This window comes from Oleiharenicola lentus, assembly GCF_004118375.1.
In the GTDB taxonomy this organism is placed as follows: domain Bacteria; phylum Verrucomicrobiota; class Verrucomicrobiia; order Opitutales; family Opitutaceae; genus Lacunisphaera; species Lacunisphaera lenta.
Map to the genome: position 1 here is coordinate 1,230,760 of NZ_SDHX01000001.1, position 23,240 is coordinate 1,253,999.

Consider the following 23,240-nt stretch of genomic DNA (forward strand, 5'->3'; position numbering starts at 1 on the left):
GGGCCGGTTCACTTGAATTCGATGCCGGTCCAGCCGGTCCAGTCGAAGGCGTATTCGCCGTGCTCGCCCGGGTCGATGCGCATCACGACATGGCCGGTGCCCTTCGGCAGGCGGGCGGAGAAATGCTGGAGCCCGCGGTCGTTGAGGCGCGGCACCGGGTTGAGGTAGCGCTCGTGCAGGACCATGCGGTCGGAGCCGTCGGTCCAATACACGGTGAAGAGCGCGCCGTTGGTGTTGCCGCCCTTCGAGTAGGCGCCGGCGACGAAGCCGAAGTCGCCCTGGATCATCGTGGTGCCGGCGGGCACGGCGAAGATCATCTGGCTGGGCGCGTGCATGATCATGACCGTGCGCGAGTCGATGAGGTCCTCGTTCGGCGGATTGTGCGCCTCGTAGGAGATCGGCGGCTCGGAGAACATGTGGAACTTGGCGCGGTCGGCGCTCTTGAAGTAGTCCTTGCCTGCGTCGGAGGGCGGCAGCGCGGACAAGCGCACGACAACCTCCTCCTGCAGGCAGTCGCGGTCCTGCGGCGCGGTCTCGACGCGGATGCGGGCGGCGCGGCGCGGGGGCTTGCCGCCGGCGGCGTGCATGTAGGAGAGCATGTCGTCCACCACGGGGCTGAGCATGAAGCCGCCGCGGCCGATGGGCTGGGGCAGGCGGTGGACGGACTCGACGCCGCGGTCGTCGGTGATGCGCAGGTTCACCAGCGGCGGACGGAAGAGGAAGCGGCGGAGCTTGCCGAGGAGGTTGAAGCGGTAGTCGATCTCGACCCACACGCCCTGGTCGGCGGCGAGGTCGGAGACGTCGAGGTCCGCGCCGATCGTCGTCGTTGCGGTGCGCAGGAGTTTGGGCTCGAAGGCCGCGGCGTCGAAGGCGCCCGGCTTGCGCTGCCAGAGGGTGAAGCCCTGTTCGGAGAACAGGTAGGTGTAGCGCTGCACGAGCAGGCGCAGGACGTCGGGGTCGTCCATCATGGCGAGCCGGCCGTCGAGGGTCTGGAGCTTGAAGAGCACGAACTCCGGCGCGCGGTCCGAGGCGTAGTAGTCGTGGTTCAGACGCGACAGGTAGGGCGTGTAGGCGGAGTAGCCCTGGAAGACGGGGCGCGGCTGGTAGTTGAAGCCGTTGAACAGCGCGATGGCCTGCTCGAAGCCGAGCACGTCGAGCGAGGCGCGGCCGACGGTCTCCTTGACCTTGCGCAGGTCGTAGTTGTTGCGCTCGGCCTCCCACTTGCCGGCGTAAACCTCGCGGCCGTGGTTCACGCCGAGGAAGAACCCGGCGTGGGTGTTGACGTTGTTCTGGGCGCCGCCCAGCGCGCCGCGCACGAGGCCGGGCAGCACGAGGTCGCAGCTGACGATCGCCAGGAGGCCGGCCGCGGCCAGCAGCGTGTGCTTGAGCCAGCGGAGCACCGGCGAGGGCTCGAGCACCAGGGGCGCGCTGACGATCACGGTGAGCGCGGCGTAGAAGAAGCCGATCTGGTGGCCGTCGGCGCGGATGTAACCGTGTTTCCAGTTGAGGTAGAGCAGGGCCAGCGCCCCGAGCGTGAGGGCGCCGTTGCGCACGCGGTCGGCGCTCGTGAGGAAGTTCACGCCAAGGAAGGCCACGACCAGCGCCACGACACCCAGCCCGCGGTAGAGCTGGCCGGAGGGGCAGGAGAGGCCCATCGCGTCCTGGTAACCCTGGCTGATCTGCCAGGAGCTGATGAAGTAGGCGGGCAGGTTGAGCGGGTTCTGGCCGCAGGCGGCCCAGCCGGCGATGAAGAGCGCGAGGAACACGCCGGGCACGATCAGCCCGGTGGCGCGCCGGGTCTTCCAGAGCGCGAGCGCGCAGGCGACAAGCACGAGGAAGAAGCCGAGCAGGAGGTTGGTGAACTTGACCAGCGAGAGGACCACCAGCAGTGCAATCCACCCGAGGGAAGACCAGCGCCAGGACTCCTCGCTGCGGCGGATCAGTTCCCAGCCGGCGAAAGCCATGACCGTCTGGTGAATCGCGTCCTGGTAGGAGAGGCCGAACAGAAAGAAGAACAGGAAGAAAAACACCCGCGCGTATCCGGTCAGCCGGTAAGCGTGCCAGAAGACGACGGCGGAGAACACGATGGCCTGCACGATATGCCAGCCGACGAGGACGTTCCAGTTGGCGCCCCAGAAGGTCTTGCCCATCGCCCAGCCGAGCGGGCCGTAGGTGAACACGACTTCCCGGCCGAACTGGCGGCCCTCCATAAAAAATTTCCCGATCGCCATGCGCCAGGAGGAGTCGAGCTCCATGGCCGGGAAATAGGGCAGCGTGAAGGCGACCAGCACCATCGCGACGAAGCCGAGGCCCCGGAAGGTCCAGTCAAGGAGACCCGGGCGGGCGGAGGGGGCGGACGCGGTTTCCATGGATTGAGGGGCCATTCCTAGGTTCGGGGGCGGGGGGCGTCTAGTGGGAATTTTCGAGGCGCAGGTGGCGCCAGTAGGTCCAGTCGCTCGCGGAGTTGCCGGCCGGGCCGGGCCCGATGGCGAACTCCAGTTCGCCGGCCCCGGCAGGCAGCGGCACGGCAAAATCCTGCGGACCGCGATCGGCCGGCTCATCGCGCGGGCGCAGCAGGCGGCGGAAGATCATTTCCGACCGGCCGTCCGCCGCGTGCCAGTGCACGAGGAATTCCGCGCCGTCCGAGGCGCCGGCGTTGGTCGCGGCGTAGGCTCCATCGTAGAGACCGAAGCTTCCGCGCAGGGTGGTGGCGCCGGCAGCGGCGCGGTAAACGAGCGAGGAGGGCGCGTGGGCATAGTATTCCAGCCCGCCCTCCACCTGCGAGAGCTGGGCGCCAAACGGGGCGGTGCCCCGCACAAACTCCAACGGGAGCTCCGGCGACCCGAGCGACAGGGCGGCCCAGCCGGTGCCCGGCGCGGTCGTCGTGACCGAGATTTCCACGGCGACCTCCGGTTGGAAGCAGTCGCGGTCCTGCGGGGCGGGTTCGAGGACAAACGAAGCCACGCGCCGGCCGGGTTCGCCATTGGCTGCGCGGAGAAACTCGGAAATGTCGTGGACCAGCGGACTGAGCGGAAAACCCGTCGCGGCGATCGGCGCGGGCAGGCGGTGATCCGAGACGGCGCCGGTGGTGTCCGTCACCTTGAGCCGCATCATCGGCGGCTTGAGCAGCAGGCGGCGGACGCGCCCGAGCAGGTTGAGCCGGTAATCGATTCGCACCCACACAGAGCGGTCGCCCAGATCGGTGAGATCAACCGGTTCGCCGAGGCGGGCGGTCACGCTGCGCACGGGCGCGGGCGAAGCCGCCGGACCGGCGGGTGCCGCCTTGCGTTGCCAGAGCGTGAAGCCGCGCTCGGTGAAAAGATAGCGGTAGCGCTGCGGCAGCAGGTCGAGCACCAGCGGATCGTCCATGCTCGGCAGGCGGTCGTCCACCGTCTGCAGCTTGAACAGCACGAACTCCGGCGCGCGCTCCGATTCGAAGTAATCACGGTTCAGGCGGGCGAGCCGGGGCGTGTAGGCGGAGTAGCCCTGGAAGACGGGGCGCGGCGCGTAGTTGAAACGGTTCAGCAGAAGGACGTCCTGCTCATAGCCCAGCACGTCGATCGGCCGGTCGCCGACCACGCGGCGCACGAGCGGCAGCGGCACCTCCGCGCGCAGCGAGTCGAGGGTCCAGTCGTATTGCGCGCGCAGGGTGCGCGGCTCAAGCAGGAGCGAGGCCTGGCGTTGCAGACGGTCCTTCAGCGTCGCGAGCGTGGCGGGGGCGACTCCGGGTGTGGCCAGTTCCGCGCCGCGCAGGGCGAGCAGCGCCGTCGCGACCAGCAGCAGCCGGCGCGGCCAGGGCCAGCGGAGGGCGTCGCCGGGCAGGTGCAGCGGGCTCACGACCACCGCGAGCGCCGCGAAGTAGAACACCAGCTGGTGGCCGTCGGCGCGGATGAAGCCGTGTTTCCAGCTCAGGAAAAGATAGGCCGCCGCGCCGGCGGCAAGCGCCCACCCGCGCCCGCGGTCGCGGTCGGCCAGCGCGCGCAGCCCGAGGAGCCCGACGAGGAGCGCCGCCGTCGCGAGGCCGTGGTAAAGCTGCACGCTCGGGCAGGACCAACCCATCGCATCCTGATAGCCGCTGCTGATCTCCCACGAGTGCCACAGGTAAGCCGGCAGATGGAGCGGGTTCTGCCCGCAGAACAGCCAGCCCGCGAGGAACAGGCCAGCCCACCACGCCGGCCCCTTCGCCGCGGCCCGCCAGTCGCGCCGGGCCAGCGGAGCGGCGGAGGCCAGCGCGACCAGCGCGACGGCCAGCACGAGGTTGGTGAACTTCACGAGCGACAGCAGCGCCAGCAGGGCGAGCAGCGCGACCGAGGAGCGCTGCCACGGTCCGGCGGAGCGGCGGATCAGTTCCCAGCCGGCCAGCGCGATCGCGGCCTGCTGCAGGATGTCCTCATGCCGCACGCCGAGGGTGAGGAAGAACAGCAGAAAGCCGACCCGGTGAAGCGGCGGCAGTCGGAAGGCCTGCCAGGTGAGCAGCGCGGCCAGGATGAGCGCGAGGCCCGCGTGCCACGCGACGAGCGCGCCCCATTGCGCGCCCCAATACATGTTGCCCATGGTCCAGCCGAGGGGGCCGTAGGTGAACACGACCTCCGTGCCGAAGGCGCGGTCGTCGGCGAACACGCGGCCCAGCGCCATCTGCCACGCCGAGTCGAGACCGAGCGACGGCATGGCCGGCAGGATGAAAGCACCCGCCGCCAGGGCGGCGAAGCACAGCGCGCGAAGCACCCGGTTGGCAGTGAGGCTGGAGGCGGCGGACATGCGGGCGGGGCGGGTCAGCGGGAGTATTCCAGCAGGAGGTCGCTCCAGTAGGTCCAGTCGCTGGCGGTGTTCTCGTAGGGGCCAGCGGTGATCACCAGTTCCAACTCGCCGCCCTGGTGCGGCGGGAGCGCGACGCGGAAACCATGCACCCTGCGGTCGGCGGGCTCATCGCGGGGGCGCAGCAGATGCCGGAAGAGGATCTCCTCCTTGCCGCCGTCGGGGCGCCAGCGCACAAGGAATTCCGCGCCGTCGGTCGGGCCCTTGTTCTCGGGGGCATAGGCGCCGGGCCGGATGCCGAACCCGCCGCGCAGAAAGGCCGCGTTCGCGGGCACACGGTAGGTGATGGTCGAGGGCGCGTGGGCGAAGAATTCCAAATGCCGGTCCACCATGGTCACGTCGGCGCCGTGGCGGGCGCTCGCGCGCACGGGCACCAGCGGCGAGCCCAGGGTGCCGAGGGTGAACTGGTCGGTAACCGCCGGTGGCAGAAGCGGGAACGCCTCCTCCGGCACGATCTCCCCCGGTTCCTTGCGCTGAAAAAGCCGGAAGCCCTGCGGCAGGAAGTAGTGCGATTCCACCTGCTTGTAGCCGGCGCGGATGAAGGCGTGCAGCGGCGGGAATTTCTCCAGCGGATACTTCGACCAGAAACGGTTGGGGCCCGCGCTGCAGTCCACGATGAAGAGCGGACGACTCGCGGCGAGGTCGCGCAACAGCGTGTCCATCGCGCCCGGCACGATGGCGTAGCTCGTATCGACGCCCGGAGCACCGTTGGTCCAAGGCACGAGGCCGGTGAGGAACGAGGCGTAGAGGAACCGGCTCGCGGGCAGGCGATCGGCCAGGAGGTAGATGTCCGGGTGGTAGCCCCACACGAAGATGCGGTCGGCGGCGTTGCTGTGTTCGCGGATGTGGTTCGACACGCGCATCGAAGGATCCACGGGAACGACGCGGTTGGGCCGGCGCGCGCTCAGGGCAAGCACCGCGGTGTGGTAGGTGACGAGCGCGAGCAGCAAAGCCGCGGCGACGCGCAACCAGCGACTGCGTGCCGACCCCAGCCAACCCGGCAGCAGTGCGAGGGCGAGGCCGGCGCCGAGGGAAAAAGGGGCGAGGAACTGGATGTGGTAATGCTGGAAATCACGCCCGCCCGCCGCCGCCCCGGCAAGGGCGACGAGCGACCAGACCGCCACGAACAGCAAGCCCGGGTTCGTCGCCTGTTCCGCGGGTTCGGGGCGGCGTTGCAGCACGCGGTGCAGAACAAACCCCGCGCCCGCAAACCACAGCGCCAGCAACCCGGGTTGGGCCGCGCCGAGCAGACGGAACGGCAGCAGCGCGCTCATCACTCGGTCGGCGAGCGTGGTTTCCGGTCCGTAGAACCGCAGGTTGTAGATCCAGGTGTAGAAAATCGCGTCACCAAGCGCGCCGCGCGCCGCCAGGTAGCCGGCGGTCAGCAGCACCGGCGCCAGCCAGCCGCCGATGAGGGTGAGCAGCGTCAGCGCCAGCCGGCGGGGCGGCCGGTTCGCCCGCCAGCCGAGGTAAAGCAGGGTGGCAAAGGGCGCGGCCGCGTCGAGCAGCGCGGGTTGTTTGGACAGGAACGCGCACCCGAACAGCGCGCCGGTCAGAAAAATCTGCCGCGCCGACGGCTTCGTGCCGCCGAGCAGCAACACCGCGGCGCCCGCACTGGTGAAGAACGCCACGAACCACTCCGTGTTGGCGGCGTTGGCGTCGCCCGCGTAGAGCATCGCGGTGGTCAGCAGCACAAACAAAGCGGCCGCGGCGATGCCGGCGAATCCGCCGCGCAGCGTACGGCCGGCGAGAAACAGCAGCCAGCCGGTGCCGGCGATCAGCAGCGCGATGGCGCAGCGCACGGCCCAGAGGTTGTTCTCGCCGAAAATCGCAAAGACGCCCGCCACGGCGTAATAGCTGAGCGGCGTGCGCTGGTCGATGGCGTCGCGGTAGAGCACGCCGCCGTCGAGGATCGCGCGCGCGGCGGTGGCGTGGATCGCTTCGTCGAGATTCCAGAGCCCGAAGCTGAAGGCCGGCCACCGCAGCCAGAGCGTGCCCGCCGTGATCAGCAGCAGCACGAGGAGCGAAGTGGTCCGGGGCGGCAGGAAACGCATGGCGGATTACCGGAGCTCGGGATCGGACCAGAACGTCCAGTCCTTGGCCGTGTTGCCGTTGGAATGCGTGAGGAACGACAGCCAGGCATCGGTCGGATGGCGGCGGTCGGGCAGGGTGACGGAAAGCTGTTGCAGGCCGCGATCCGCGGCTTGGGCCACGGGGTCGAGCGAGCGGGACAGCAGCCGCGTCCGCTCGCGGCCGTCGGTGAGCCACACCTCAAAGGTCGCACCGTTGGTCGCGTAGGGTTGTTCCCGGGCGCCGTCGGGGATGCCGTAGGCCACGTCCAGCGTGCGGACGCCGGGCGGCAGCGGGGCGACGAGGATGCCCGGAGCGTGCACGAGCCGCATGGGCCGGCCGAGGGCGTTCTGCGGATTCGACGGCATCAGCGCGGCGATGCGGTAACCGTCCCGATCCTGCCGCAGCACCTGTTTGCGCCGGTAAACAATGAAGTGGGCGTCGAACTCGAGCAGGGACCGGCCGGGCACGTCGAGCTGTGCGACGTCGGCGCTGCGGTTGAACTCGCGCACGCGTTCATAGGCGGATGCGACGAGTTCGCCGGAGATGCGCTCGAGCTGCCCGTCGCTGGTGGCGCGGAGCACGAGCCAGTCGGGCTGGAGATAAAGAATGAGATGGGCCCAGGGCGTGCCGACGAGCCGGCAGGCATCCGTGACCTCGCGGGAGGACAGGCCCGGCCAGTCGTAGGTTTTCAGACCGGAGAAGAAGCCGATGTAGCCGAGCGGCTCCATGAACACGGTGTCCGAGGGTTTCGCATTGGCGCGGAGCCACTCGCCGATTTCGCGCCGCGTGCCGTCCTCGATGAGGGTTTGCTGCGCCCGCATCTGGCGCGCCGTGCCGACCGTCATGAAGAGTCCGACGGCCAGCAGCAGGACGCCCACTGCGCCCGTGACCCAGCGGCCGACCGCCCCGCCCGCGGTCCAGAGCTGGCCGAGCACGCTCGCGAGCGCGACGAAGGCGAGCAGGCCCACCGGCGGCAGGTACCAGGGGAACGGGAAGTAGGGGACGAAGGACAGGTAGGCCGCGGCGAAGAAGAAGGCGAGCGACGCGACCCGCGCCTCGGGGCGCACTTTCGGCAGCAGCCAGATCACGCTGGCGAGCGTCGCGAGCACGCGGCCGAACGGCCACAGCCAGGCGGGCCAGGCGGGAAACATGTGGTAGGACGGCAGGAACACGCCCAGCGCCGCGGTGTCGCCCGACCAGATTTTCCACGGCAACTGCCAGAAGTTTTCCCGGAAACGCGTCCAGGCGAGGAGCCCGCCGCTTTGCGCGCCCTTGGCCACGATGGTGTGCGGCACGGGCGAACCGTAATACCACCAGGCCCACAGCAGCCACGGAGCGTAGAGCGCGGTGGTGAGCAGCCCGGCCTTGAGGAAGACGAGCAGTTGTGCCCGGCGGTCGCCGCCGGTGCGGGCGGGGTCGTTGAAGATCCAGCAGCCCGCGGCCACGAGCCCGATGTAGATGAAACTGTCGGGCCGGGTCCACATGAGGCCCGCCCACGCGCCGCCGAGGTGCAGCCACTGGCGCGGGCCGGGCGTGAAATGCGCCCGCAGCGCGAGACCGAGGAACAGCAGCATGAACGCCGTCTCCATGCCGTTGATCGTGAAGTCCAGCATCTTGGCGTCGGTGGCCAGCAACAGCGCGAGCAGGGCGGCGGCCACCCCGGGCCAGGCCAGCCGGCGGGCGAGCCCGACGAGCACGGCGGCCGCGCCGCCCAGCGCGGCGATGCACATGAAACGGAAAATCCACAGCGCGGCCGCATCGGAGCTGTTGCCCGTGAGCAGGCTCGCCACCGCCGGCAGCAGCACGCCGAGCGGCGAGGTGAAGGTGTGCAGGCGGTCGCCGTGGTTGAAGACCAAGCCGTGCCCCGTCGCCAGGTTTTTGCTGGAACGGTAGGTGATGTAGTAGTCCTCCCACGCGTGCTGCGTGAACAGCGCGAAGACCAGGGCGGCGAGGGCGACCGTGAGGAAGGAGAGGAGGCGGGGCCTCGGGCTGGCGAACAGGCTGGGCATGAAGACGGCCAACGAAAGGCGGCCCGCCGCCGGCTGTCAGCATGAAAGCGGGTCACGGGGTGCGCGATGCGGCCGCGGTTTCGCCATGACCGGCGGGCGACCGCACCCCGCCATCGGGACAACGCGAGCCGGGATATTCAGAACGCGCTTGCCCGTCCGGCGGAGGGCGTTGTTTGCTCGCGCCTCTGACACCGGCGAGCCCCAGTTCCAAAACCAGACCGTCATGGGCCGCGTGGGCCGTGGTGGGGCTGTTCGCGGTGCTGGCGCTGGCGCCGTGGTGGCGCAACCACACGCACCTGCGCAGTTTCTTTGACTACGGTCTGGCGATGGCCGGCGCGGGCCGCATCGAGGCGGGGCAGAAACCCTACGTCGATTTTATCACGCCGGCGCAGGCCGGTTGGTATTTTCTCAACTGGGCGTCGGAGAAGGTCGGTGGCGGCACGTTTCAGGCGATGACCCTCGGCGGGGCCGCGAGCATCCTGATTTCCTACGCGGTCCTGCTCGGCATGCTGGCCCGGCGCTGGTCGCTCCCCGCCGCGGCGGTCATGGCGGGTGGGTTGGTGTGCGCGACGGTGTCACAGCACACGCTGTGGTGGTACAACCCGTGGGGCGTGATCTGCCTGACCGTGGTCGCGTGGGCGGGCGCGGTCGCGCCGGTGTTGCGGCGCGAGCACCTCGGCTGGCACCTGCTCGCGCTGGCGGGCCTGTTTTTCGGCGGCATCAACAAGATCAACATGCAACTCATGGCCGTGGCGCTGGCCCTGGCCTGGGCGGTGCGCGCCGGGCTCAATGGCCGCGCGTCGGCCGGTCGCGTGTTGCTGACCGTCCTGTTTTACCTCGGGGCCCTGGCCCTGCCCGTGCTCGCGGAGATGGCCTGGACCGGCGCGTCGTTCGCCACCTGGTGGCACAACGTGATCACGCTGCCCGCGTCGAGCCGCAGCGGCATGGCGCTGGAGGCGTTTTCCCCGAAATACCTCCTCACGCCGTTCAACGACCATTACTACGGCCTGCTGTTGAAACCGGTTGGTCTCATCGGCCTGGTGCTGACCGTGCAAACCGTTGGGCAGATCCTGATCCACACCTGGCGCGAGGCCGGGTGGTGGGAACGGATCCTGCCCGTGGTCTGCGGCCTCGTGGCCTACGCCGGCGGCGTGGTGCTGCTCGCCACCAACATGGACATCGCCTACACCGGCATCGGCGGCTGGCTTGCGCTGCTGGTGGCGCTGTGGCTCGGCTTCGGGCTGCCGGCGCAGGGACGCTGGTTCAACGCCGTGATGCTCGCATCGGCGCTGGGCATCGGGGCGGTCGCGTGGCATTCGGCGTGGATCGGACAGCGTTCTCAGTTCGGCCACTCCGGCAGCCCGCGGGCGGCCTATGTGGACGCCGGAAGCGCCGGCCCCGACTTCGGTTATTTTCGCGGCACCTTCATGCCGCCCGAGACGGTCGAGTCGCTGCGGGAGCTGGGGGCCTGGCGGGCCGCGCTGCCGGCCGAGCGCCGCGCGGGGCACTTCTACGGTCCCGGCACGGAATGGGCCGCGCACCTCTGGCCGGCGATGGCGACGCCGGGTCTGCCGATCTCCGTCTATCGTCAGCCGGGCAACAGCGATGGTCGCGCCGAGTCGGCCCGGTTGGCGCAGCTGCTCGGTGACGGCACCATCCGGGAAATCACGGTGTCCCGGGTGCTCGATTACTGGGAACAGCGGCAGCTGCCGCTGCTGACGCACCGTTTCGACAAGCTGCCGCTGGGCGAGATATTTTCCGTTTACAGCGCGAACGTCGCCGACGGCGTGTCGGGTTCGCCCATCTGGTTCACGCGGGTCTTCGGCGGCAACGCGGACTCGCGTCAGCTCGTGTCGGCCGGGCGGTTTGCGGGGAAAAACGAGTGGAACCAGTTCATCGCGTTCGGCGAGGGCCGGGGCACGATGCTGCTCAAGGCGCAGAGCAACCGCCTGCAGGGCGAGGTGGTCGTGCGCCGGGCGGACGGGGCGCCGCCCCGGGCCGCGGCGGCGGAATTCGCGATCTACGCGCAGGCGAATCCCGAGGCGCGGTTCGAGCGCTGGCGCCAGCGCGTGGAGCTGCCGGCCGGCGAGGAGGAAATCCGCGTGCCCTACGCGATCGACAGCAGCGGCATGGCGGCGTTCTTCACCGTGGATGTTCCAGACGAGGCCAAGGGCGTGATCCTCGCGGGCTGGCGCGGGCCGCAGCTGCTGCACACGTTCAATGCCGGACCCGAGAACCCGGAGTGGCTTTATCCGGGCCGGACGCCGGGCACGCCGCTGGATGAGCCGACGCTGGCGAAGCTGCTGCCCGGGAGTTGGCGCCCGGCGAAGGCCTTCATGCGCAACGGCCGGGTGACGGACCAGGGCGTCGAACTGCTCCCCGGCGGCGAACTCTGGCTGAAGGTGGAGGGCTTTGTGACGGAGTTTTCCGGGCAGGCCCTGGTGGAGGCGTGGGACCCGGCGCATATCCCGTTCGTGCGGGGCATGTGGTATCGCGGCGGCCGCCTGGAGGTGTTCACGCAAATGATCGCGCGGGACGGCGACCGGAAGGCGGACTTCAAGATGTGGTGCGCGGAACCGGGCGGCTGGCTGATTCTCTCCGTTGATCCGCTGCTGAAGGCGACCCCGGTGCGCGTGCTGGTATACAAGGCCACGCAGGGCTGAGCCGCGTGGAAGCGAGCCTTGGGCCGTCGGGTGCCGCCTACTGCGGGTGTGTCACTCCGGCAAGAGGGCTTGCCCCCACCGGCAGGTCCCGCCCAATTTTCGCCCACGCATGACCGATCCCCGTCACCGACTCCCGCCCGTCTTCTGGTGCCTGCTCGCGGTCGTGACCTTGGTTGCGCTGCTGCCCTGGTGGCGGAACCACGGTTACCTGCGCGATCTCTACGACTACGGCTTGGTTATCACCGCCAACGGCCTGATGGAGCGCGGGGAGCGGCCGTATGTGGATTTCACCACTTCAATTCAGGCGGGTTTTCTCGGGCTGAACTGGCTGGTGGAAAAGATCGGCGGCGGCACCTACGCGGCGCTGGCGCGCGGCGGAGCGGGGCTGATTCTCGCGAGCGGGTTGCTGCTGCCCCTCATGCTCGTGCGGCGCTGGTCCGGGTGGGCGGCCGCGGCCGTGGGCGGGGTCGTCACGATGGGTGCGGCCGCGCAGCACACGATCCTGTGGCACAACACGCTGGGCGTGTTCACGCTCGCGCTGGTCGCGTGGGCGACCGCGGTGGCGCCCGTGCTGCGCAAGGCGGACTGGCCCTGGCATCTGCTCGCGCTGGCCGGGCTGGTGCTCGGCGGCGTGAACAAGCTCAACTTTCATCTCGTCGCGCTTGCCGTGGCCCTCGCCTGGGCGCTGCGGGCCGGCCTGACCGGCCGGGCGGGCGCGGGGCGGGTGGCGGTGACGGTGCTCGGCCTGGTTGTTGCGGGCGTGGTGCTGCCGCTGACGGTTGAACTCGCGTGGACCGGAGCCTCGTTCGAATTGTGGCGCAGCAATGTCATCGGGCTCGCCGCGGGTTCACGTTTCGCGCTGTTGGAGCGCATCGCGTCACGGGAGTTCCTGTTCGCGCCGCTGCACGACTACTACGGCAAACTCGTTTTGCCACAGGTGGGGCTGGCGGGCCTGGTGCTGACGCTGGCCACCTTCGCCGGCTGCTGGCGCGGCGCGACGTCGTCCCGGCCGGGGATCGACCGCGTCCTGCTGGGGCTGGCGGTGCTCGGCGCGGCGGCTGCGGGCGCGGCCCTGCTCGCGACGAATTTCGAGATCGCGTGGGTGGGCGTGGCGGCGTGGCTGGCCCTGCTCGTGAGCGTGTGGCTGGGCTTTCAGCCGGAGCCGCCGGGCCGCGTTTTCACTGTGGGGTTTGTCCTGCCGGCCGTCGTGCTGGGCGCGGCGGCATGGTGGTCGGCCTGGGCGGGGCAGCGCTCGCAGTTCGGCTACTCCGCGGAACCGCGGAGCGCCTACCGGCCCGCGGCGGAGACGGAGACGGCTTGCGCGGCGCTGCGGGGCCTGCGGGTGCCGCCGGATGTTTTTCTCAGCCTGCAGGCCGTGGGCCGCGAGCTGGCCGGTTACGAGGAAGGCAACGCGCGGCCGGTGTTCTACGGCCCGGGTTTGGAGCTGCTCGAACGGTTCTACCCGAGCGCGCGCGAAAAGGGTCAGCCGCTCTGGGCGCACTGGGACACGACCTACAACGAGGCGTCGGTCGGCCGGCTGCGCGAGGGTTTCCTTTACTCGGAGACACGCCGGGCGGCGTTCACGACCATCGCCTTCGCCCACTGGCCCGAGGCCTTGCGCACGGTGTTGGACGAGCATTTCGTGCGCGATCAGGTTGGACCGGTCGTGGCGCGGTGGCGCCGGCAGGAGGATGTGCCGGACCGGCAGGTGGACAGTTTTGCGACCCTGGGCAAACTGGGCGGCAACGTGGACGGCCGCGTCCTGCATTTCGACCGCCGGCCCCTGCGGGCCACGCCCACGGGCAGCGGCACCCACCTTCTCGGCACCGTGGGCGAGGCGGGCCAGGTGCTCTTGCGCGTGCCCATATTCCGCCTGCGCGGTGTGGCGATGGTGCGGCGCATGCCCGGGCGGGAATCCGGCCTGCTCCAGGCGCATTTCAAGGTGATCGTGCACGGGGCCGTGCCGGAGGATGTGCGCTGGTCACAGGCGATTGAGCTGCCGGCCGGGCAGGACGAAGTGAAGGTGCCCTTCGAGGTGGATGGCTCGGGAAAGCAGCTCCTGCTCTGGGTCATGCAGCCGGGCGGACAACAGCGGGCCCTGCTCGCCGGTTACCGCGACCTTGAGATCACGCACGCGGGCGAGGTGCCGGGTGCGCCGCATCTGCGGCCCTACCAGTCGCCCGAGGCGGCGCCGGAGCCGGCGTTGGGCGCGAGTCTTTTCGGCGACATCGCCTGGCGTCCCGCCGAGCTGGTGGTGCGGAACGGCCGCCCGGCCGGTGACGGCCTCGAACTGTTGCCCGGTGGCGAGGTCTGGCTGCACACCGCCGGCATGGTCGGTGAATTCCACGGACGCGTGACCTGTGCCGAGTCGGAGGGACGGCCCTCGGTGGCGCGGGTCGTGTGGTATAAGGGCGGTCGCCTGCAAATCCTCCAGCAGGAGCAGTTGAGCCGCGAGCGACCCTTTGAGTTCCGGGCCTGGACCGCCGAGCCGGGCGGTTGGATCGGTGTACTCGTGGACGTCGGCGAGGGGCTGGCCCCGGCACGCGTGCGGGTGACCCGCAGCTCGCTGCAACCCTGAGCGCCGTTCAGGTGTGCGCCAGCCAGGCCTCGCGGGCGAGGTCCACGTGGAAGGGCAGGACCTTGTGATGGTCGTAGAGGCGCAACGCCTTCGAATAGGCGGTGGGCGTCAGCGATTTGCCGCTGCGTTCCTTGGCGAGGCAGGTCCACATCATGCGCGAGAGGCCGAGGTGGTCGCCGGGCTTCACGAGGTAGCCCTGCTGGCGCTGGCCGATCATCTCGGCGATGCCATGGACGTCGGTCGTGACGATCGGCGTGCGGAACGCCATCGCCTCCATCACCACGCGCGGGAACGACTCCTCGTAGCTCGTGCAGACGAACTGGTCGGCCGCCACGAAGAAGTCGAAGACCTCGCGCGTCTCGGGGATGAGCGTGACGTTGGGCAGCTCAAGGCGGGCGAGGTCGCGCTTGAGCAGGTCGAGGTAGATACCCGGACGGGCGCCGACCATGACGAAGCGGAATTTCCCGCGGTGGCCCTGCCGGTTGAAATGCTCGATGGCGCGCAGGAAGACGTGCTGGCCCTTGCGCTCGCAGACGGTGCCGATGTTGGCGATGATCGTCTCGTCGTCGGCGAAGCCGTGTTTGCGCCGCATCGCCGCGCGGGTGTGCGTGGCGCGGAACGTGTCGATGTCGTCGAGGTTGATCCAGCTCGGCACGAGGCGGAAGTTGCCGCTGACGTTGTGGTCCTCGTAGTAGGCGCGCGTGGCCTGGCAGAGGAACAGTGCGCGGGTGGCGCGGTGGAAGGCCTCGGCCACGAGCCGGTGCAGGTCGAGCTCCAGCTTGCGCTCGAAGAACCGGAAGACCGTCGCGCTTTCGTGAATGTAGAACAGCGAGGGCTTGCCCGCGCGCGCGGCCAGCAGCACGCCCCAGAAACTGACGAGTGTGTTGCAGACCACGAGGTCGATACTGTCCCAGTCGAGGCGGTGTTTGATCTCCCCGAGGCGCTGGTGAAAGGTGTCCTCGTCGGGCGAGGCGTAGAGCGGGCCGGCGTCGATCACCGTGATGTGCGCGCCGAGCGCCTCGTAGGAGGAACGGAGCGGGCCGTCCTGCGACGCGAGCACTTCCAGGGAGAAACCCGCCTCGCGCACCATCCAGGTGGCGTATTCGAGCAGGAAGAGCGGGGCGCCCTCGAGGTTGAGGTTGTGCGTGAGCAGCAGCAGGCGGAGCTTGCCGGCGCGCGCCACGGTGGCGGGGGCACCGGTCGTGACGGCGAGCTGGTTGCCCTGCAAGGAGAGATGCCGGCTGAGGTAGGGATCGCGGATGGCCGGGTAACGTGTGGCAAAAGCGATGTGCTCGGCGTCGTCGAAGGTCACGCCGCGCGTGGCGCTGCCCCAGTGCATGAGCTTGGCCTGCGGCGTGTAGATCACACGCCGGCCGGCGGCGCGCACGCGGAGGCACCAGTCCACGTCGTTGTAGGCGACGCCGAAGTCCTTTTCGTCGAAGCCGCCCAACTCGCGGTAGAGGTCGGTGCGCGTCAGCAGGCAGGCGCCGGTGACGGCCGACACCTCGCGCGCGGCGTCGTGCCACGCGACGGGCACGTCGGCGGGATTCGCCCGGGCGAACGGCGTGTCGGCGAGGCCGCCGTGCGGGCCGACGACGATCCCGGTGTGGTTGAGCGTGCGGTCGGGGTAGATGAGTTTCGCGCCGACGACGCCGACGTCGGGCTGGATGAACCAGGACGCCATTTCCTCCAGCCAGCCGGGCTCGAGGGCGTTCACGTCGTTGTTCAAATGCAGCACCAGCGGCGTGTTGAGGTGCGGCAGCGCGAGGTTGACGAGGTTCGAGTAGTTGAACGGCGCGGCGCGATCTGCAGGGCGCACGACCACGCAGCGCAGGTCGGTGCGTTCCTGGATCGCGGCGAGGTAGCGCACGGCGTCGGCGTCGCGCGAGTGGTCGTCGGCGATGACGAGCTTCACGTGGCGCCAGTCCACCGTCTCCTCCAGCAGCTCGACGCATTCCTGCAGCAGGTGGAGGCGGTCACGCGTCGGGATGACAATCGTCACCGGCAGGCGGGCGAGGATGCCCGGCTCGGGGCGGAACTGGTGGTAACGCAGCCGGCGGTGGTGACCGCTCTCCGGCAAAAAGGGCGCGGTGTTGCGATGGCGGCGTTGCGCGGCGTCGGCGAGCGCGCGCCGGGCCTCCTCCACGCTCGGGTCGGCCGGATCGGTCTGCGCGGAAACGGAGGCGCGGGCGTGGTGGCAAACCAGCGACAGATGGGCGACGCGGTCGGTCGGCAGAGAGTCCGCCACGCGTAGCAGCAGGTCGAACCACGGGAGGAGCGGATTTTCGGCGCGGAAACCGCCGACGGCGGTGGCGCGCTCCTGACGCACGACGCAAAGCTGGCCGGGGAACAGGCCGGAATCGGCGAGCGCGGGACTCCACGCCGGCTTGAAGACCGGATCACTCCGCCGGCCGGCATCGTCCATGCGGTCCTCGTCGGTGTAGATGAGATCGAGCGCCGGATTGGCGGCGATGGCATCGGCAATCTCGATGAGCGCATCGGGGCTCAGCCGCGAGTGGCCGGGCAGGAGGGCGACATGGGTGCCGCGGGCCTGCGCGGCGGCGGCGTTGAGCGTGGCGGCGAAGGCGGTCGGTTCGTTGACCGGCAGGGCGCGGAACCGGCTGTCGCCCGTCGGCGCGGCTGCGCCGATGAAGCACGCCTGCCAGTGCCGGTAGATTTGCGCGCGCAGCGAGTCGCCCAACTCGCGGAGGTGGTCGGGCGTGCAGCTGCGGGTGTCCACAAGCACGGTGAAGCGCGGGGCGTCGGCGCCCTTGGCCTGGGCCGAGGCTTCGAGCAACTGGCGCAGGCGCGGGGTGAGGGCGTTGGCGCGCTGCCATGCGGTGTAGGCGTCCGGACCGCTCTGGCGCAGGTGGGCGAGCGAGACCGGGGCGAAGCGCTGGTAGAGGCGGTAGGCTTTCTGGCACTGCTCCCAGTAGGCGGAGAGTTTGCCCAGCCGCACGCCGTCGGCGCGGCAGGCGGCGGCGAAGGCCCAGGCGACTTCCGCGAAGGTGCCGCGGCTGAACTCCGGCAGCGGGCGCTCCTCCTGGGTGCAGCCGCGCTGGTAGAAGCGGCGGACGAACACGAGGTGGCGCGAGCCGTCCTCGAGGTCGGCGAAGATCTTCAGGCACGACGGATCGGTCGCGCTCTCGTCGATGTCCACCATGCCGAAATACTGGGACTTCGCCGCGTAGGGGTGGCCGGGGAACATCGCGCCGGCGTCGAGTCGCTCGCGGTCGCCGTAGTCCATCTCGACCTCGACGAGCGGGTGGGTGGAGGCGACGAGCCGGCGGATGCGCTGCTCCTGGTGGATGATCCAGCCCTCGACGGTGACCTTGCCGAACTGCGAGCCGCCGGTGAGCAGCGGTTTCTCGAGCGCGCCGAAGAACGGCGGGTTGGGCAGCGAGTCGAGCGGCACGACGGCGGACTCGCGCACGAGCCGCCGCGCCAGCGGGGCGAGGTCGGCGGCGGGATCGGTGCGGCGCGCCTGCAGGAGCTTTCGGAGCTGGTCGGGAACGATGCCGGAGATCAGCCGGCCGCCGAAGGACGGACCCTGCTTCACGCGCACGCCGGTGCGCCAGATTTCCACCCAGTTGCCGCCGTGGTCGAGCAGCTCAAGGCGGAGATCCTTGGCGCCCAGCGGCGGGCACACCTGCAGCACGAAGCCGGCATGAGGCAGGCCGATGCGGCGGCGGTGGCGCTCCTCGACGTCCGGCCGCGGGATGCCGAGGATGCCGAGGTGGACGGCCCCGCCGGTCACCGCGCGGATGTCCGTGAAATACGCCTCGGTCTTGGACACAAACCAGCCGCTGATCCAGGTGGGTTCGCCGGAAAACACCCACTCGGTGGGCAGTTCAACGTCGAAAATGTAGGAGTCGTTTTCGTTCACGCGCGGTCGCTGAACCAAGGCAGAGCCGGTCCGGTGGCGCAAGCCCTCAGCCGCGGGTGGCGGTCAGGACTTCACGGGGCCGATCAATTCCACCACCGGATCCTTGATGCCCGCGTCAAGGGTCGCCAGGCGCATTTTGTTTTCGCGGGCGATCTGCGCCAGATAACCGTCGGAAGTTTTCGCGGCGGTGCTGGCCCACGGCGGCAGTTGGGGCGAAGGAGCGGTGGCGACAAAGCCGCCCGCATGTTTTTTCAACTCGGTGAGGGCGGTGGTCGCCTGGGACAGATTGTAGCCGAAGACCTGCATCGATACCCGCAAAAACCCCAACTCACTGTGCGCGCAGGTGCGCAAATTGGCCCGGCCCACCTGCCGGACCCAGGCATGAAAGGCCGCATGGTGCGGTGAGTTGCCATGCTCCCACGCAAGGAGCGCGTTTACGTCCAGGAGATAGATCACGGAAAGTCAGCGAGGGCGGTCCGAATTTCATCCTCTGTGACCACCCGGCTGGGACGGGCCGCGTTGAACGGGAGGCCTGAAACCGGGTGCTTCCCGCGCACGATCTTGGCCGGGATCTGATCGCTCTCACCGAGCGCAGCCTTGCGCAGGTAGGCCGAGACCGAGGTCTTGGCCGCCCGGGCGTTCGCCCGGATGCGGCTCGCGGACTTGTGATCCACTTTGAAACTGAGAACGGGCATGGTATTACTTTATTACCCGGTTCCTCTCGGCGTCAAGTTCTGCCCCGCGTGCCGGATTGTGCGCGGGGTGCGCCGGAGCGGATGTCCGTGAAATACGCCTTGGTCCTGGACAGGAGCCAGCCGCTGATCGAGGGCAGAGCCGGTCCGGTGGCGCAAGCCCTCAGCCGCGGGTGGCGGCGACGTGGGTCAGGACTTCGGTCCAGCGGGGTAACAGCGCGGCGGGGGCGTGGCGGTCTCGGATCAGCTCGGCGGCGCGGGTGGATTCGCGGACGTGCAGCGTTGGGGCGGCATCGTGGGCGAGCAGGGCGTGGGCGAGCGCGAGGGGGTTGTCGGGTGCGACGAGGGGCAGGCGGGTGTCGGCGAACCATTCCGCCGTGGTCGGCGTGCGCGGGGCGGCGAGCGGGAGGCCGGCGGCGGCGGCATCGAGCACGGGTCGCAGCGGGCCGCGGCCGAACAGCGGTCCGAGGCAGAGCGTGACGCCGTCGAGGCTCCACGCCGCGGGGCGTTGGAGGGCGGGCGCGTTGAAACGGTCGTCCAGGCTCGCGAGCTGTTCGGGCTGGTTGAGCCGGGCGGGCCCCTGCCGGAAGGTCCAGCGGGCGGCGACGGCGGGGTGGCGACGTTGCAACCACTCAACGGTGCGCAGCGGAGCGAAGGCGTGGCGCGGGGCCTCGGACGCAGGGAGCGGCGGCAGCACCGGCGAATGCCATTGCGGGACCAAGGCGGCCGGGAGTCCGGACAGCTGACCGGTCTGGGCGGCAGACGCGGCGGCGGACGCGAAGCACACGGCCGTGGCCTGCCGCCAGGCATCGCGCAACAGGCTTTGCACGGCGGGGCTGGCCGTCGGGTCGGGCTCCATCGGTTCGTCGGCCGAGCAGTCGAGGAGGGCGGGGATGCCCTGACGACGGGCGAGCGTGAGCGCCCAGCCGCAGACAGGATCGAACACCGCCACGGCGTCGAGGTGGCCCCACCAGATTGCGCGTTGCAGGCCGGAGAGCGCCGCCTGCGCGGTTGGCTTGTCGGGCGCGGCGAAGAGCGGCGCGGGATTGACGATGAGCGACTCGGCGCCGGCCTGTTCAAAGTCCTGACGCAGCGGCCCGTCCTCCGTGCTTACCACGCGAGCCGCCCAGCGATGCGAGGCGACGAGGTGGCGCACGATGTCGAGCGCGCGCAGCGAGGCGTCGTCTGGCCAAAGCGTGCGCAACACGACCAGCAGGCGCCGCGGGCGGGCCGACGGAAGAGCAGGCAGGGTGCGGGCGGCCAACGAGGAGTAGGTTGCGTCGAGCAACTCGCGTGGAGCGCGGGTTCCACCTGGATGGGTCGCGGGCGTGATTCGTTGCGCGAAACAGAGGGAGACCGTGCCGTCGGGGCTTTGCGCGTAAACGCGCAGGCAGGCGGGGTGGGTGAGCGTGGCAGGGAGGTCCACGGCGCCGCGCAGGCGAGCGTGACGGGCACCGGCGTGCTGGGGAAATTTGGCGGCGAGGGCGTCGTCGGTGAGGCTGTGCGCGAGGTGGTTGAACACCAGCAGGTCGGTCGTCGCGAGCACGCCGGCGAGGGGCTTGGTCTCGTCGAGCAGCCAGCCGAAGACCGGGGCGCGGCCCTCGTGCGGCCGCGGCGTCGGGCCGGGTTGGTCGAGATGGCCGTGAAACGGGTGATGCGCGTCGCGCACGGTCCAGGTGCCGTCGGGCGAGGTTTCGAGCCGGCCCTCGACCCGCGGGGCGGGCGCGCCGTCGGGGGCCACTATCAGGTTGATCGTGCGCAGGGCGATCCATGCGCCGTCTGCATCCTGGGCCTCGAGCGTGAGCGTGACGGCCCCGTCGGTCACCGGCACGCCGAGGATGAACTCCGCGGGCAGCCAGGAACGTTCCGCGCGAAAATGCGCGGCGAGATCCACGCGCGGGAGGCCGAGCACGCCGAGATGCGTGCCGTCGCCGTGGCGCACGCGGACATCGGTGAAGGCGCAGCCGGGCTTGGCCACGAGCCAGCCGCGGAGCCAGACGACGGGGCCGGCCAGCCGCGCGTGCTCAGACGGCCATTCGAGATTGTGGAAGCAGGCGGCGGTTTCCTGCATGGCTCAGGTGCGGCGCTCGGCCACGGCGCGCATCAATCGGACATGCCGGGGCAGCGACTGCGCCTCGTGGTATTTCCGGAGCACGGCGGCGCGGGCTTTTTCCGGGCGCGTGCGGTCGCCGGCAAAATGCGCGGCCAGCGCCTGCTTCAACGCGTCGGCGAGCCGGTAGCGGTCACCGGCGGGGATGAGCCACGCGTCCTCGGGCCCGATCATCTCGGCGATGCCGTTCACGTCGGTGGAGACGATCAGCTTCCGGAAGGCCGCGGACTCAAGCAGCACGCGCGGGAAGGATTCCTCGAAGCTGGTGCAGCAGAAAATGTCGGCGAGGTGGTAGAAGTCGAAGATCTCGCCCGTCTCCGGCAGGAAGTGCGCGAGCTCGCCGAGTTGCAGCCGGGCGAGTTCCTCCTTGAGCGTCTCGAGAAACAACCCGGGCCGCGCGCCGACCATGAGAAACTGGATCTTCCGCCCGGGGTAGGTGCGGGCGAGTTCCTCCTTCAGCAGCTCGACGGCCTGGATGAACACGTGCTGGCCCTTGCGCTCGCAGACGGAGCCGATGTTCACGACGAGCACGGCCTCGGGGTCGAGCCCGTGCTTGCGGCGCAGGTCGGCGGCGCGGTGGGCGGCGGCGAAGGCGTCCACCCGGCCCGCATCCACCCAACTCGGGAGCAGCGAGAAATTACCGCGGCTGCCGAGGTGCGCGAAGACCCGGCGCGAGGAATCGGCGGTGAACACGACGCGGTCGGCGAGGCGGAAGCCGTCCTCGATGATCGGGAAAAGCGCGGGGTCGTAATCCTGCTTGAAGAAGCGGCGGATGGCCGAGCTCTCGTGGACGTAGAGCGCGATGGGTTTGTTCACGGCGCGCGCGGCATGAACGGCCCAGAACGTGACCATCGTGTTGGCGATGACGAGGTCGGTCTCGGTCCAGGGCAGCTGCGCGGACACGGTCGCGAGGCGCTCCGTGAACTCGCCCGCGGATTTCGCCGCCATCACGGGCGCGACATCCACGACCTCGACCGGCATGCCGGCGTCGGCGAAGACGCGGCGCATCGGGCCTTCCTGCGGCGAGACCACGCGCACGGTCACGCCCGGCTGGGCCGCGAGGTGCCGGGCCAGCTCGAAGATGAACCACGGGGCGCCCTCGAAGTTGAGGTTGTGCGTCACCACGAGCACGCACAGCGGCGCGGAGGGATCGCGCGGCGCGGCTGGCTCGGGGGCGAGGCGGGCGCGGCCGGGTTTCGGCGGGGCTTCGGTGGCGAAGGCCGTCCACGCGGTGCGCACCGCCGGGCGTACGGACGACCAGTCGCCGACGGGCAGGCCGTGGCGCTGGGCGGATTTGCGCAGTTCCCACGCGGCCGACGCGAAGGTGCGCAGCGAGCGCACGGGCAGGGAGGTCTCGGCCCCGGCGAGCAGGCGCGGGGTGAAACGCTGGCCGAAGACAAAGTGCTTCTCGCCGTTGTCAAGCTCGGCGAAAAGTTTCAGCAGCACGGGCACGGCGGTGTCGGCCGGCAGGTCCACGTGGCCGACGAAGGCGGATTTCTCCGCGCCGGCGAGTCCGGTGAACTCGCCGCCGACGTCGGTCCGCGGCAGGCCGTAGAGCAGGGTGCCCTCCTGCAGCGGGTCCACCATCGCGGTCAGGCGCGTGATGCGGCGCTCGCGGTGCGCGAGCCAGCCGGTGATGGAGAGCCGGCCGAAGCGCACCCAGCCGATCTCGCGCGGGGCCTCCAGCGCGCCGAAGAACGGCGGGTTGGGCAGGGAGTGGTGCAGCTCGGTGATCGCGCCCGAGACGATCTCGTCGGCCAGCGCCGGCAACGGCACGCCCGGCCGGCGCACCTGGAGCTGGAGCAGCGGGTTGAGTTGCGCGGGGAGGAGGTCGGGGAAACTTTTTGGCGGCGGGCAGCCGGCGGCCTCGGCAGTCACCGTGATGGGCGTGCGGAAGATTTCCCGCCAGGTGTTGGTCTGGTCGCGGACCTCGATGCGCAGGAGCGAGGCGCCCGCGTGGGGTGCGAGCAGCAGGGTGAAACCGAGGTAGGGCGGGCCGGGGCGGTGCAGATAAACCTCGTCGAGACCGGGCTTCGGCAGACCCCAGTTCGCGAGGAAGCAACGTCCGTCCACCCAGGCCCGCAGGTCGGTGAGCACGCGCTTTTCCGGCGACCAGAGCCAGCCGGCCAGCCACGTGAAACCCGCCGGGAACCGCCAGTCGGCCGGATGCACCTCGATCGCGAGCTTCCACTGCGGGGTGTCGATGATCATGCGGAGCCGCCAAGGCACGCCAATGCCGCCGGGCAGTCAACGTTAACCCGGATTTTTCACGCCAATGAAAGACCCTGAATCAGAAATATCCGTTTTGCCGTCGGCAAAAGCGACTTCGTCGCGGTTAGCCCCGACAAAGTCGGCCCGTCAGGGCGCATGTTTCTCTCCTCGTGGTGTGAAATAGGTGGGTTAAGGTGGCGGGT

The 23,240-nt window shown here is 69.9% G+C and carries 11 protein-coding genes; 2 read left to right on the forward strand and 9 right to left on the reverse strand.

Features of this window, described 5'->3' with window-relative positions:
* Positions 1-8: 8 nt before the first annotated feature.
* The 4 genes from ESB00_RS05100 to ESB00_RS05115 are packed head-to-tail and all read right to left on the reverse strand — an operon-like array spanning position 9 to position 8,897.
* The gene (locus ESB00_RS05100; RefSeq protein WP_129046642.1) at positions 9-2,369 is read right to left on the reverse strand and encodes a hypothetical protein; all 2,361 of its coding nucleotides are present in this window, start codon (positions 2,367-2,369) and stop codon (positions 9-11) included.
* Positions 2,370-2,409: 40 nt separating this feature from the next.
* On the reverse strand, positions 2,410-4,758 hold the full coding sequence (locus ESB00_RS05105; RefSeq protein ID WP_129046643.1) for a hypothetical protein: 2,349 nt from the start codon (positions 4,756-4,758) through the stop codon (positions 2,410-2,412).
* 14 nt (positions 4,759-4,772) lie between these two features.
* On the reverse strand, positions 4,773-6,869 hold the full coding sequence (locus ESB00_RS05110; protein ID WP_129046644.1) for an ArnT family glycosyltransferase: 2,097 nt from the start codon (positions 6,867-6,869) through the stop codon (positions 4,773-4,775).
* A 6-nt stretch (positions 6,870-6,875) separates the two neighbouring features.
* The gene (locus tag ESB00_RS05115; protein ID WP_129046645.1) at positions 6,876-8,897 is read right to left on the reverse strand and encodes a hypothetical protein; all 2,022 of its coding nucleotides are present in this window, start codon (positions 8,895-8,897) and stop codon (positions 6,876-6,878) included.
* Positions 8,898-9,136: 239 nt separating this feature from the next.
* Between ESB00_RS05115 and ESB00_RS05120 the strand changes: the two genes are divergently transcribed.
* On the forward strand, positions 9,137-11,560 hold the full coding sequence (locus ESB00_RS05120) for a hypothetical protein (protein WP_129046646.1): 2,424 nt from the start codon (positions 9,137-9,139) through the stop codon (positions 11,558-11,560).
* A gap of 109 nt (positions 11,561-11,669) precedes the next feature.
* Entirely contained in the window at positions 11,670-14,138 is a 2,469-nt protein-coding gene (locus tag ESB00_RS05125; RefSeq protein ID WP_129046647.1) for a hypothetical protein, read from the forward strand.
* 7 nt (positions 14,139-14,145) lie between these two features.
* On the opposite strand, the gene ESB00_RS05130 is transcribed toward ESB00_RS05125, so the two are convergent.
* The 5 genes from ESB00_RS05130 to ESB00_RS05150 form a co-directional block, all read right to left on the reverse strand.
* On the reverse strand, positions 14,146-18,024 hold the full coding sequence (locus ESB00_RS05130) for a glycosyltransferase (RefSeq protein WP_129046648.1): 3,879 nt from the start codon (positions 18,022-18,024) through the stop codon (positions 14,146-14,148).
* Positions 18,025-18,087: 63 nt separating this feature from the next.
* Positions 18,088-18,480: a PIN domain-containing protein gene (locus ESB00_RS05135; RefSeq protein WP_129046649.1), complete on the reverse strand. Its 393-nt coding sequence runs from the start codon at positions 18,478-18,480 to the stop codon at positions 18,088-18,090.
* Positions 18,477-18,719 carry a plasmid mobilization protein gene (locus ESB00_RS05140; RefSeq protein WP_129046650.1) on the reverse strand — a complete coding sequence of 81 codons (243 nt, stop codon included), beginning with the start codon at positions 18,717-18,719 and terminating at the stop codon, positions 18,477-18,479. The genes ESB00_RS05135 and ESB00_RS05140 overlap by 4 nt, the downstream gene beginning before the upstream one ends.
* A 160-nt stretch (positions 18,720-18,879) precedes the next feature.
* A complete protein-coding gene (locus tag ESB00_RS05145) occupies positions 18,880-20,787 on the reverse strand; it encodes a glycosyltransferase (RefSeq protein WP_129046651.1) in 1,908 nt (635 codons plus the stop codon).
* Positions 20,788-20,790: 3 nt separating this feature from the next.
* A complete protein-coding gene (locus ESB00_RS05150; RefSeq protein WP_129046652.1) occupies positions 20,791-23,037 on the reverse strand; it encodes a glycosyltransferase family 4 protein in 2,247 nt (748 codons plus the stop codon).
* Positions 23,038-23,240 lie beyond the last annotated feature (203 nt).

Coding starts and splice junctions, on each gene's coding strand:
- ESB00_RS05100 (WP_129046642.1), bottom strand. CDS start 2,369: ATGGAAACCGCGTCCGCCCCCTCCGCCCGCCCGGGTCTCCTTGACTGG.
- ESB00_RS05105 (WP_129046643.1), bottom strand. CDS start 4,758: ATGTCCGCCGCCTCCAGCCTCACTGCCAACCGGGTGCTTCGCGCGCTG.
- ESB00_RS05110 (WP_129046644.1), bottom strand. CDS start 6,869: ATGCGTTTCCTGCCGCCCCGGACCACTTCGCTCCTCGTGCTGCTGCTG.
- ESB00_RS05115 (WP_129046645.1), bottom strand. CDS start 8,897: ATGCCCAGCCTGTTCGCCAGCCCGAGGCCCCGCCTCCTCTCCTTCCTC.
- ESB00_RS05125 (WP_129046647.1), top strand. CDS start 11,670: ATGACCGATCCCCGTCACCGACTCCCGCCCGTCTTCTGGTGCCTGCTC.
- ESB00_RS05140 (WP_129046650.1), bottom strand. CDS start 18,719: ATGCCCGTTCTCAGTTTCAAAGTGGATCACAAGTCCGCGAGCCGCATC.
- ESB00_RS05145 (WP_129046651.1), bottom strand. CDS start 20,787: ATGCAGGAAACCGCCGCCTGCTTCCACAATCTCGAATGGCCGTCTGAG.
- ESB00_RS05150 (WP_129046652.1), bottom strand. CDS start 23,037: ATGATCATCGACACCCCGCAGTGGAAGCTCGCGATCGAGGTGCATCCG.